Consider the following 12,842-nt stretch of genomic DNA (forward strand, 5'->3'; position numbering starts at 1 on the left):
CGGCATTGAGACGGATGACAAACCTGGGCCGAACGCGTTCGGCCTGAATCACCAGAAAAATAAACAAGGAAAATCAATTCATTGATTTTCGGCTGATAACCACAAAGAGGGAAAAACCACGTTTTTTCCCTCTTTGTCATCAACCTGAGTGCCGCCCTGCGGGGCGGCACTGCTGTCAGATAAACTCCACCCAGGCGCTGCCGCTATCGGCGGATCGCACGCAATTTTCCACCCAGCGTACCCCCATGGCGCCGGCATGAACATCCGGATACCAGAATTGTGCCAGGAAGTCGGTATCCCCTCTGTCACTGGCATCCATAGCGACGGCGAAGCGCCGGTAGAGATTCGACCAGGCTTCGAACAGCCCTTCCGGATGCCCGGCGCCAATGCGATCTTCCTCCAGCGCCGTATCGGCCAGATAAGGCATGCCGCGATCGAGTATCTGCGCCGGTTGTCCCTGCACTTCATAGCGCAGTTGATTGGGGTGCTCATCCCACCATTCCAGACTGGCCTTCTCGCCGACAATGCGCACCTTCTGACTATGCATCGCCCCGCTGTTCACCGCTGACGTCCACATGGAGCCGACCGCGCCGTTGTCATACTCCATCAATACAAAGGCGTTATCTTCCAGCGGTGCCCGGGACTGAACAAAGCTCTGGCGCGAGCACATCAGACGGCGAATTTTCAACGCGGGCACCATGGTTTCCGCCAGAAACAGCGGATGCGTCGCCAGGTCTCCCAGCACGTAGCTGGGCCCGACAAATTTCGGATCGACCCGCCAGCGGGTGCTGGGGCTATCCTGCTCCACCGCACGATGGTGGAAACCGTGCGAAAACTGCATATTCACAATGCGAATCTCGCCGAGATCGCCGTTCGCCACCATCTGGCGCGCCTGCTGGATCATCTGGTGCCCTGAATAGCCATAGGTCACGCCGACAATCTTATTCTGCTTTCGGCTAAGGGCCACCAGCGCGTCGGCCTGTTCGCTGGTAAAGCAAAGCGGCTTTTCGCAAACCACGTGTAACCCGGCTTCCAGCGCCGCACGGCAGATAGCGTAGTGAGTATTATTGGGCGTGGCGATAGAGACGGCCTCAATGCCGTCCGGGCGCTTCGCCTCTTCCTGAAACAGCGTCTGGTAGTCGCTGTAGCAGCGATCGCCCGCCACCCCCAGCCGTTCGCCAAAGGCGCGGCCCCGGGCGGCATCGATATCGAACGCCCCCGCCACCAGCGTAAAAGTACCGTCACGCAGCGCTGCGGAACGATGAATATAGCCAATCTGGCTGGTGCCGCCGCCGCCCACCATGCCCCAGCGCAGGGAGCGTTCCAGCGGTTTGATACCGTTAATCATCTCTTTCTCTCCGTTAAAAACCGATACCGCGCAGGTAGCGCAGACTTTCGGTGACATCATGCAGGCTGCTGTGGGCATCGCGCGGGTCGCGTTCATGCTCCAGCGTTATCCAGCCGCGATAGCGGCGTTCGAGGAGCAGATCGCGTATCGCCGGATAGTCGATGGCGCCCTGCCCCAACGGACACATCACCCCCGCCGCGCAGGCGCTGAAAAAGTCCGCCCCCAGCGTCAGTTGTTCACGATGGCGTTCGGCATTCACATCTTTAAAATGCAGATAATCCAGACGCGAAAAATAGCGATCCAACCAGGCGACGGGATCCATTCCCGAGTAGTAAAGGTGGCCGGTATCCAGGCAGAAACCGGCGGTCTGGTGGGGAATATCCCCGGCCAGTCGCGTTATCTCATCGGCGAATTCTATACAGCCACCGGCATGGGGATGAATCACCGGCCGCACCCGGTACTCCTGCCAGGCGATATGGCTGATAGTGGTGATGTGTTCCACCATGCGCTGCCAGTCGGCGGGAGCCAGACGCGGCGCACGTTCAGACTGCCCGGCAAACTGCGCCCGGCGGGGATCGCCAAAATCGATAATCACCAGATACGGGGGCGAGTTTTCGCCATCTGGCTGCCGGGCAACGGGCGCCTGAGAGAGATTGCGACAGATGCTGTGGGTCAGTTCAAGAATTCGTGGGAAGTGATGCTCGCTGACCAGATCGTCAAAGATAGTCCCGGCCACCAGCGCCAGACCGGCCTGCTCCAGCGCCGTGCTCAGGGGCTTAACTTCAGTGGGCAGATATCCCCAGGGCCCCAGCTCAATGGCGCGATAGCCTGCGGTAGCGGCCTCATCCAGCACCTTCTGCCACGGCGGCAGGTTCGGGTTTTTGGGGTCATCCACGCCCCAACTGCAAGGGGCATTAGCGATAAGCATGGTCATCATGAGCTCCTTTTATGAGAGTGTTTTTGCGGTCTGCGCCGACTTTTGACGTGCCACATGGTCCAGCACGTGCTGCTCCATGCCTTCCAGCGAAACCCCTTTGGTTTCAGGCAGCAGCGCCTTCACAAACCACCACGACAGCAGCGAACTGGCAGTAAACAGCAGCAGCGGGAATCCGCCGTGGAAGGTATGGCTGAGCCAGGGGTTCATATTCATCATCGGGAACGACTGGCTGACCAGGAAGTTGGCTATCCACATCGCACCAATGGAAAAACCCATTCCGGCGGCCCGCAGGCGGGTGGGGAAAATCTCACCAATCACGGTCCAGACCACCTGCCCCCAGGTGGCGCCGAACAGCAGCATATAGCCGAACAGCCCCACCACAGACACAATGCCTTTAACCCCGTAATAGAAGGTGATGAAGGTGAATAACAGACAGCAGGCGGAGCCCAACGAGCCGACCAGCAGCAGCGCCCGGCGACCGACTTTGTCTATCAGGCTCATTCCACCCAGCACCCCGACGAACTGCAGCGCGGCAAGCCAGATGGTCATAAACATCGCCTGCTCCATATCGTCGGTCACGTTCATCAGCAGCGTCGGCCCGAAATACTGGATAACGTTGATGCCGGTCAACTGATTAAAGGCCGCCAGCCCGACCCCAAGGGTCAGAAAGATCAGGGTACGGCGGTTAAAGGTGACTTTTTCCCGGGTAACGCCCTGCTGGTTTTCAGCGCTCAGCGACGCCTGAATTTCTGCCAGCACGTGCCGGGCGTGCTGCGGGTTAGAGATACGAGTCAGGGTATCCAGCGCCTGCTGGTGACGACCCACCAGGGTATTCCAGCGCGGAGATTCCGGAATAAAGCCAACGAAGATAAAGAACAGTACGCAGGGTACGAACGCGGATCCCAGCATCCAGCGCCAGCCAGTTTCCGCCAGCCACTGGGGCGACGCGTCTTTGGCTATCAGATAGTTGGTGGCCAGCACCAGTACCTGACCACCGGTGCAGCAGATCATATGCATAGTCATCGCCCGTCCGCGATAATCTTTGGGCGCCACTTCGGCGATATAGACCGGCGAAACCACCGAAGCGATGCCGATCCCCACGCCGCCCAGCATGCGAAACAGCACAAAAGTGGTGAAGTCCGGCGCCAGCGCAGTACCCAATACCGAGGCGATAAACAGCACTGCGGTGAAGATCAGACTTTTTTTACGCCCGATGCGATCGGCCAGCCAACCGGCCGTCAGGCAACCCGCCACACAGCCGATGATGACATTCGCCACGGCCCAGCCGGTCTGGGCGGGCGTTAGCTGATAGTGATGGCTAAGGGGCTCGATGGCGCCGGAGATCACCGAAGAGTCATAGCCGAACAGCAGGCCCCCTAATGCCGCTACGCAGCAAATAGCCATCACATAGCGGATATTGTGTTTAGCGTCTGTTTTCTTCACGTATTCAGTTCCACAGCAAAATGTGAATTAAAAACTGAATTAATATTTCATAAATTCCAAATATGAAATGTTTGTTCTTTGATGGGGTTCAAAGTTTGCAGTGAAGCACGCGAGATGGTGATGGAAAACCGTCAATATCGAAGAAGAGATTCAGTGTAGAATGGCCGCGCCCGTAACGTGACTGATAAGGAAGCTGAATCGCTATGAAACCGAAGTCTGTGACCCTGTACGATGTGGCTAAGCATGCCAGTGTCTCTTACCAGACCGTTTCACGGGTGGTAAACCGGGCGGCGCAGGTTTCTGAGAAAACCCGCCTCAAAGTCGAGGCGGCGATGAGCGACCTCAACTATGTGCCTAACCGCGTGGCGCAGCAGCTGGCAGGCAAGCACAGTCACACGATAGGTTTCGCCACCACCACCCTTGCGCTGCATGCTCCCTCGCAGATTGCCGCCGCCATTAAGTCGAAAGCCGGAGAGATGCAGTTTAATGTGGTGATTTCCATGGTTGAGCAGCCGGGCCTGGAAGCCACCAGATCCGCGATAAACAGCCTGCTTTCCCAGCGAGTAGACGGCATTATCATCAATATTCCGCTGGAAGATGCCGATGCGCTGGAGATGCAGCGCACATGCGGTGCCGTACCGGCGCTGTTCCTTGATGTTTCCCCGACCGTAGCGGCGCGCCATTCGGTTTTCGATCCCGACATGGGGGCGCGACTGGGTGTGGAGCACCTGGTTCAGCTCGGCCACCGGCACATCGCGCTGTTGGGGGGGCCAGCCAGTTCTGTTTCTGCCCGTCTGCGTTTTGACGGCTGGTTACAGCACCTGTCTGAACACCGGCTAACGCCGGTGGCGAAGCTCCATGGCGACTGGGGTTCACTCTCCGGCTATCAGCAGGTACAGCAGATGCTCCACGAAGGGGTACAGCCAGGCGCCCTGCTGGTGGCTAACGATCAGATGGCGCTTGGCGCGCTGCGGGCGCTGCATGAATTCGGGCTGGGTGTTCCCCGTGACGTTTCCGTCGTGGGCTACGACGATACCGAAGACAGCGCCTGTTTTATCCCGCCGCTGACCACCATCAAACAGGACTTCAGGACGCTGGGCCAGGTGAGCGTGGAACGCATGGTCGCGCTGATTGGCGGTGAACAAGTACCGGACGATCTTCTGACCGTGAGTCTGGTGGAACGTAAAACCACCGCTGCGCCGGGCAGCGATACCCCCTCTGCCCGGCAACTGGCTGATGCTCTGACCCGGCTGGCGCACCAGGTTGGGCGGTTGAAATAGCGCCGCGCTTTAACCGTTTTCCTCTTCCCCCTCCCTCAGGTCTATTGTGAAGCGCATCACCGAATACGGCGATGCGTCTTTACATCATCGATCGTCAAAATCATACTCCGTAAAAATGTGAGCGAGTAACAAAACAAATCAAGGAACCCTACAATGACTAACAAGGCGCTTTCGCTTGCCGCGATTCTGGCACGCCGGGACTGGGAAAATCCCGCCGTGACTCAGTTACACCAGCTTGATGCCCATCCGCCATTTTCCAGTTGGCGCAGTGTCGAAAATGCCCGGCACGACGCCCCATCCCCCGCGTTGCGCAGCCTTAACGGCGCATGGCGTTTTAGCTACTTCCCCTGTCCCGAAGCGGTTCCTGAACGCTGGATTGATGAAGATCTGAGCGATGCCGATATGATTCAGGTTCCCTCTAACTGGCAAATGCTGGGTTACGATGCCCCCATTTATACCAATGTGACCTACCCCATTCCGGTCGATCCGCCCCGGGTTCCACGGGATAATGCCACGGGATGTTACTCGCTCACATTTAATGTGGATACTGACTGGCTGGAGAGCGGTCAAACCCGGATTGTGTTTGACGGGGTGAACTCCGCATTTCATTTATGGTGTAACGGTGAATGGATAGGCTACGCGCAGGACAGCCGTCTGCCTTCGGAGTTTGACCTGAGTCAGGCGTTGAAGCCTGGCGCCAATCGCATTGCCGTGCTGGTACTGCGCTGGAGCGACGGCACTTATCTGGAAGATCAGGATATGTGGCGCATGAGCGGCATTTTCCGCGATGTTTCCCTGTTGCATAAGCCGGATACCCGGTTATCTGACATGCGGCTTACGCCCCACCTGAACGAAGACTTTACGCATGGCGAGCTGGAAGCGCTGGTGGCGCTGGACGGCGACGTAACACAGGATTGCCAGATAGCTCTGCAACTGTGGCTGGGCGACAGCCTCATTGGCGAACAGCAGCAGGCCATTGGCAGCGATATCGTGGATGAGCGCGGCGCCTGGCGCGATCGCACCACTCTGCGTCTGGCGGTTAAGCAACCTCGCCTGTGGAGCGCTGAACAGCCAGCGCTCTATCGCGCCGTGGTGGTGTTGAAACGTCATGGCGAGTTACTGGAAGCCGAAGCCTGTGACGTCGGATTCCGTAAGGTTGAAATCCATCAGGGTCAGTTGAAGCTGAACGGCAAGCCGCTGCTGATTCGCGGCACCAACCGCCATGAACATCATCCTGAAAATGGTCAGGTGATGGATGTCGATACCATGCGTCGCGATATTCTGCTGATGAAGCAGCATAACTTTAACGCCGTCCGCTGCTCCCATTATCCCAATCATCCGCTGTGGTATCGGCTCTGTGATTACTATGGGCTGTATGTGGTGGACGAAGCCAATATTGAAACCCACGGCATGGTGCCGATGAACCGGCTGAGCGAAGATCCCCGCTGGCTCCCGGCCATGATGGAGCGCGTTACCCGCATGGTGCAGCGCGATCGTAACCATCCCTCCATTATTATCTGGTCGCTGGGCAATGAATCCGGGTATGGCGGCAACCATGACGCGCTATACCACTGGATAAAAGCCAGCGATCCCAGCCGCCCGGTCCAGTACGAAGGCGGCGGTGCTAATACGCCAGCAACTGACATTGTCTGCCCGATGTACGCCAGGGTGGATCAGGATCAGCCCTTCCCTCAGGTGCCTAAGTGGTCAATTAAAAAGTGGATTGGTCTGCCTGATGAGTCGAGACCGCTCATTTTGTGCGAATACGCCCATGCTATGGGCAACAGTCTGGGCGGCTTTCGCAAATACTGGGATGCCTTTCGCCAGCATCCGCGCCTGCAGGGAGGCTTTGTCTGGGACTGGGTTGACCAGTCGTTGACTCGATATGATGAAAACGGCCAGCCCTGGTCCGCCTATGGCGGTGACTTTGGCGATACCCCTAACGACCGCCAGTTCTGCATGAACGGTCTGGTCTTTGCCGATCGCACTGCGCATCCCGCTTTGTATGAAGCCTTGCAGGCACAACAGTTTTTCCAGTTCCGGCTGCTGCCCGGCAACCGGCTGGAAGTGACCAGCGAATATCTGTTCCGTACCACGGACAACGAGCGCCTGCACTGGACGCTGAAGCTGGACGGTGAATCCCTTGCCTGCGGCGAGGCGCTTTTGAATATCGCCCCGCAGGGCCAGCAGATTATTACTCTCGACCTTCCCGACGTAGACCGCAGCGGCCAGCTATGGCTCAACGTTGAGGTGCGGCACATCGAGGCAACCCCCTGGTGCGACGCCGGTCACCTGTGCGCCTGGGATCAGTGGCGACTGGCGACCCGGCTCAGCGAACCCGACGCTTTTGTTGTGGGGGCTGCGCCCGAGCTTGAGACAAACGACGCGTTTATCGAGGTGCGTCACGGCGCTCAGCACTGGCGCTTCGATCGCGAAAGCGGCCTGCTCTGCCAGTGGTTCAGCCACGGGCAACCAACCCTGGCGACACCGCTTCAGGATCAGTTCACCCGCGCCCCGCTGGACAACGATATCGGCGTTAGCGAAGCCTCGCGCATTGATCCCAACGCCTGGGTCGAGCGCTGGAAAGCGGCTGGCCTGTATGAGATGAGCGCCCGGCTGGTGAATATGGATGCCGGAACGCTGAACGCAGAGGTCCAGATAACCACGGTACATTGCTGGCAGGCCAGGGGTAAGACTCTGTTTATCAGCCGTAAAACCTTTTGCATCGACAGCCATGGCGAGCTGCATATTACGGTGGATGTAGAGACTGGCCAGGATACGCCAGCGCCGGCGCGTATCGGGCTTACCTGTCAGTTAACGGAAGTGAATCCACAAGTGGCCTGGCTGGGGCTCGGTCCCCATGAAAATTATCCCGACCGCAAAAGTTCGGCGCGTTTCGATCTCTGGCAACGCCCGCTCACCGAAATGTACACCCCTTATGTTTTCCCGACCGAGAACGGCCTGCGCTGTGATACCACGCGGCTTGATTATGGCGCCAACCGGTGGCGTGGCCATTTCCATTTCAACCTGAGTCGCTACAGCCAGAAACAACTGATGGAGACTTCGCACCGTCATTTACTTAAAGAGGAGCCCGGAAGCTGGTTGAACCTTGATGGATTCCATATGGGGGTCGGCGGCGATGATTCCTGGAGCCCGAGCGTTGCGCCCGAGTTTTTACTTGAACAGCGGCACTACCACTACGCGGTGAGCTGGGCTCGCCGTTAATCATCTGCCCTATCGGGCAGGCCGGGATGGGCCTGCCCGCAGATACCCTAAGGATAAATTCCATGTACTACTTAAAAAACACCAATTTCTGGATCTTTGGGCTGTTCTTTTTTTTCTACTTTTTCATTATGGGGGCCTATTTCCCCTTCTTTCCTATCTGGTTGCATGACATCAACCAGATAAGCAAGAGCGACACCGGGATTATATTCGCCTGTATCTCTTTATTTTCGCTGTTGTTTCAGCCGATATTTGGGTTGCTTTCGGATAAGTTAGGTCTGAGGAAGCATCTGCTGTGGATGATTACCGGCATGCTGGTGATGTTCGCCCCCTTCTTTATTTATGTGTTCGGGCCGCTGCTGCAAACCCATATTCTGTTGGGTTCCATCGTGGGCGGGATCTACCTGGGGTTTATCTATAACGCCGGTGCGCCAGCCATTGAGGCCTATATTGAAAAAGTCAGTCGCCGCAGCCAGTTCGAATTTGGCCGGGCGCGTCTGTTCGGCTGTGTGGGTTGGGCGCTGTGCGCCTCGGTGGTCGGCATTATGTTCACCATCAATAACCAGTTCGTGTTCTGGCTGGGTTCGGGATGTGCGGTGATCCTGGCTATCCTGCTGTTTTTCGTTAAACCTGCGGCGCCCGCTTCTGCTCAGGTGGCGGATTCTCTGGGGGCGAACCATTCGCCTTTCAGTCTGCGGCTGGCACTGGAGCTCTTTAAGCAGCCGAAGCTGTGGTTCCTGTCGCTCTATGTGGTAGGAGTTTCCTGCACCTATGACGTGTTCGATCAGCAGTTCGCTAACTTCTTTACCTCGTTGTTTGCCACCAGAGACCAGGGGACGCGGGTATTTGGCTATGTCACCACCATGGGCGAATTGCTGAATGCCTGCATCATGTTTTTTGCACCGCTCATTGTTAACCGGATTGGCGGTAAGAATGCGCTATTGCTGGCCGGTTTTATTATGTCAGTCCGGATTATTGGCTCGTCGTTCGCCACCTCTCCGCTGGAAGTGGTGGTGCTCAAAACACTGCATATGCTTGAGCTGCCGTTCCTTATCGTCGGCTGCTTTAAATACATCACTACCCAGTTTGAGGTGCGCTTTTCAGCCACTATCTATCTGGTCTGTTTCTGCTTCTTTAAGCAACTGGCGATGATCTTTATGTCGCTGTTTGCCGGATTTATGTATGACCGGGTCGGTTTTCACGGCGCTTATCTGGCGCTTGGACTGGTGGCGCTGACCTTTACCCTGATTTCAGCCTTCACCCTGAGCGGTATGGGGCCGCTGGAGGCTATCAGATCATTCAGTAAGCCGAAAAAAGAGCTGGCGTGAAAAGAAAGCCGCCCGGGGGCGGCCATCGATCAGATTGTCGCGGCGTTAACGTCCTGAATATGATCCCGGGTGAGTCGGTAGACCACCGGGCTCAGGAGGGCCAGCGCAATCAGGTTGGGAATGGCCATCATGGCGTTCAGGGTATCTGCCAGCAGCCAGACAAAGTCCAGTGACTGGGTGGCGCCAATGGGCAGCGCGATAATCCAGGCTATGCGGAACGGTATTACCGACTTTGGCCCCGCCAGGAACTGGATGCACTTTTCGCCATAAAAACTCCAGCCCAGAATGGTGGTGAAGGCGAAAATTGCCAGCGCTATCGCCACAATGTAATTACCGCCGGGCAGCGTGCTGGAAAACGCGACAGACGTGAGCGTAGCCCCTGTTTCACCGCTCAGCCACTGGCCGCTGATAATAATGGTCAGCCCGGTCACCGAGCAGACGATAATGGTATCGATAAAGGTGCCCAGCATGGCGATCAGCCCCTGGCGAATGGGATTCTGGGTTTTCGCCGCAGCGTGAGCGATGGGGGCACTGCCCAACCCCGCTTCGTTCGAAAAGACGCCGCGCGCCACCCCGAAGCGGATGGCGGCCCACACCGCCGCACCCGCAAAGCCGCCCTGAGCGGCCACCGGGGTAAAGGCCGAGGTAATAATTAGCTCGAAGGCGGCCGGAATAGCGCTAACGTTCAGCCCCAGCACAATAATCCCCGCGCCGAAGTAGCCCACTGTCATTACCGGCACCAGTTTGCCCGCCACGTCGGAAATACGCTTAATACCACCGATCAGCACGGCCCCGACCAGCACCACCAGAATGGCGGCAGTCACCCAGTGCGAAACCCCGAAGTTACTGCTCATGGCGTCGGCAATCGAGTTGGCCTGCACCGTATTGCCAATGCCAAATCCGGCGATACTGCCGAAAAAGGCGAACAGCGTCCCCAGCCACATCCACTTCGCACCCAGACCGTGCTTGATGTAGTACATGGGGCCACCCAGATGGTTGCCGTTAGCGTCCTGCTCGCGGAATCGCACCGCCAGCACCGCTTCGGCATATTTGGTCGCCATTCCCACCAGAGCGGTCATCCACATCCAGAACAGCGCGCCCGGCCCCCCCATCACGACCGCCGTCGCCACCCCGGCGATATTTCCGGTGCCGATGGTCGCCGAAAGCGCGGTCATCAGCGCATTAAAGGGCGAAATCTGCCCCTCGCCCCGGTTGTGGTTACGTTCGAACAGCAGTCGAAAGCCTGTACCGAGTTTACGGATAGGCAGAAACGCCAGCCGAATTTGCAGGAAAATACCAATGCCGAGAATACCGATTAGCATCGGTACTCCCCATACCACGCCGTTTATGGCCGAAAGCCATGATGTGATGAGTGCCATGTTTCGCTCCTGAGCGTTTGTAATGTCGGTACGGCCATTATTGTTATGTCAATTTGTTACAGAGATGTAACTCATAACCAGGAGCGATACCAATAGCAAATCACAATGGCTCTACCTGGCTCACAATAACGCGCTAAGGCCAGGCATTGCTGGAAAAACAGACTATGGGAGTGACGTTGTCACGCAATGAATATGAAAAGCCCCCTGCCAGATGCTACCTTAGTCCGTGATGTCTCACTTTCCGGAGCAAACGCAAATGAAAAAAGTCTTTATTATCGGCGGCGCAGGCAACGTTGGCCGCAGTCTGGCTCAACAACTGGCCAGGGCGGGCCATCAGGCGCTGGCGATGTACCGTCATCCGGAACAGGAAGCGGCCCTTAAATTGCTGGGCGCCACGCCGGTACGCGGCGATCTGCAGTCGCTGGATGAACAGGCGCTGGCGGATCTTATCGCTGGCAGCGATGTGCTGGTGTTCAGCGCTGGCGCTGGCGGAAAAGGCGGTAAGGAGATGACTAACGCCATCGACGGCCACGGACTGGAGATTGCCGTAGCTGCGGCTCTTAAGGCTGGAGTATCGCGCTTTCTGCTGGTTTCCGCCTTCCCGGAAGCCGGGCGCGGTAAAGCAGCCCCTTCCGACACCTTCGAAAACTATATGGCGGTGAAAAAGCAGGCTGATGTGCATCTTGCCGCCAGCCCGCTGGACTGGGTGATTCTGCGCCCCGGCACTCTGACCAATGACGCCGGCAACGGGCGGATTAACGCGGGCCTCGCCATTCCTTATGGTTCTATCCCGCGTGAGGATGTGGCCGCGACCCTTGCCGCCCTGATCGAAACCTCTGCCGTCAGCCGCAAAATTATTGAAATCACCGAAGGCGATACCCCCGCGCTTCAGGCGGTGCAGGCGCTGGCTTAAGGCGCAGGATACCAGATCTCCACGGCGCGGGTATCAATGCGCCGTGGCAGCAGACGCGCGTCAAAGAACGCATCGGCAATGGACTGCTGCTCTTTCAGGCTTTCCCGGGTAACGGGTTCAACCTGGTAACTACGGCGGGCGTTGGCCTGCTCCACGATATCGGGCGCCAGGTTACCCCACAGCGGCGCCAGCAGTTTTGCGGCCTGGTGTGGGTTTTGCTTAATCCAGTCCGCTTCCTGGCGCAGGGTTTGCCAGACGATCGCCAGCACCTGCGGGTTATCCTTACCCCATGCCCGGGAAGCCAGATAGTAACGCTGGTAGTCAGCCAGCCCTTCGCCATCGGTCAGGATCCGGACATGCTGCTGAATGCGGGCGCTGGTCACGAACGGCTCCCAGGTGACCCAGGCATCAACGCTGCCGCTTTCCAGCGCAGCCCGGCCATCCGCCGGTGTCAGCCAGGCTGGCGTGATATCGCTGAAGCTCAGTCCCGCCTGTTTCAGGGCGGCAATCAGTAGATAGTAGCTGCCCGCCGCTTTGGTCACCGCAATTTTTCGCCCTTTCAGATCCTGAATACGGCGCAGCGGCGAGTTAGCCGCCACCACAATCGCCTGAGCGCGGGGAGAAGGCGCTTCCCGGGCAAACCAGATAAGCTCACCGCCAGCGGCCTGAATAAAGACCGGTACGGTATCGGCCACATCAGCGGAGATATCGATATTATTAAGATTGAGCGCTTCCAGTAGCGGCAGGCCGCTGGAAAATTCGTGCCACTTTACGCGAATATTATGGCTGGCCAGCGCCTGTTCCAGAGTGCCCTGCTGCTTTGCCAGCATCAACAGGGTTGATGATTTTTGATAGCCGATACGTATCGTCTGCTGCGCCGCCTGAACCGCAGGCGCAATTAATGCCGCAGCCAGTAGCAATCCCCGAAATAGCCTCACTGGATCCACCTCCCGAATAGTTTCAGGCAGCATAAAGCGCGGGCGCTGGCAGAC

Annotated in this window: 9 protein-coding genes; 4 read left to right on the forward strand and 5 right to left on the reverse strand. The window is 57.6% G+C overall.

All coding sequences use genetic code 11. The features are described from left to right. Positions 1–175: 175 nt before the first annotated feature. From SCU88_RS11845 to SCU88_RS11855, 3 genes are read right to left on the reverse strand one after another with little or no spacing between them, the layout of a single operon-like run. Entirely contained in the window at positions 176–1,348 is a 1,173-nt protein-coding gene (locus tag SCU88_RS11845; protein ID WP_175342160.1) for a Gfo/Idh/MocA family oxidoreductase, read from the reverse strand. Between the two features lie 13 nt (positions 1,349–1,361). After that, positions 1,362–2,282 (reverse strand): TIM barrel protein, encoded by a 921-nt coding sequence (locus SCU88_RS11850; RefSeq protein WP_175342159.1) that lies wholly within the window; start codon positions 2,280–2,282, stop codon positions 1,362–1,364. A 12-nt stretch (positions 2,283–2,294) separates the two neighbouring features. Continuing rightward, a complete protein-coding gene (locus tag SCU88_RS11855) occupies positions 2,295–3,728 on the reverse strand; it encodes a sugar porter family MFS transporter (protein ID WP_431810139.1) in 1,434 nt (477 codons plus the stop codon). Between the two features lie 203 nt (positions 3,729–3,931). Here SCU88_RS11855 and SCU88_RS11860 point away from each other — a divergent pair, with 203 nt between their 5' ends. The 3 genes from SCU88_RS11860 (at position 3,932) to SCU88_RS11870 (ending at position 9,558) form a co-directional block, all read left to right on the forward strand. After that, a complete protein-coding gene (locus SCU88_RS11860) occupies positions 3,932–5,008 on the forward strand; it encodes a LacI family DNA-binding transcriptional regulator (protein ID WP_175342140.1) in 1,077 nt (358 codons plus the stop codon). 153 nt (positions 5,009–5,161) lie between these two features. Beyond that, positions 5,162–8,233, forward strand: a complete 3,072-nt coding sequence (locus SCU88_RS11865; RefSeq protein ID WP_175342139.1) for a beta-galactosidase — start codon at positions 5,162–5,164, stop codon at positions 8,231–8,233. Positions 8,234–8,295: 62 nt separating this feature from the next. Continuing rightward, the gene (locus SCU88_RS11870; protein ID WP_175342138.1) at positions 8,296–9,558 is read left to right on the forward strand and encodes an oligosaccharide MFS transporter; all 1,263 of its coding nucleotides are present in this window, start codon (positions 8,296–8,298) and stop codon (positions 9,556–9,558) included. 29 nt (positions 9,559–9,587) lie between these two features. On the opposite strand, the gene SCU88_RS11875 is transcribed toward SCU88_RS11870, so the two are convergent. Continuing rightward, the gene (locus tag SCU88_RS11875) at positions 9,588–10,937 is read right to left on the reverse strand and encodes an amino acid carrier protein (protein ID WP_175342137.1); all 1,350 of its coding nucleotides are present in this window, start codon (positions 10,935–10,937) and stop codon (positions 9,588–9,590) included. Positions 10,938–11,193: 256 nt separating this feature from the next. Between SCU88_RS11875 and SCU88_RS11880 the strand changes: the two genes are divergently transcribed. Then, positions 11,194–11,850 carry an NAD(P)H-binding protein gene (locus SCU88_RS11880; protein WP_175342136.1) on the forward strand — a complete coding sequence of 219 codons (657 nt, stop codon included), beginning with the start codon at positions 11,194–11,196 and terminating at the stop codon, positions 11,848–11,850. Here the strand turns inward: SCU88_RS11880 and SCU88_RS11885 are convergent. Further along, entirely contained in the window at positions 11,847–12,788 is a 942-nt protein-coding gene (locus tag SCU88_RS11885) for an aliphatic sulfonate ABC transporter substrate-binding protein (RefSeq protein WP_431810140.1), read from the reverse strand. The genes SCU88_RS11880 and SCU88_RS11885 overlap by 4 nt on opposite strands. Positions 12,789–12,842: the final 54 nt, after the last annotated feature.

It is taken from the genome of Jejuibacter sp. L23 (assembly GCF_050815825.1).
Lineage (GTDB): Bacteria > Pseudomonadota > Gammaproteobacteria > Enterobacterales > Enterobacteriaceae > Jejubacter > Jejubacter calystegiae.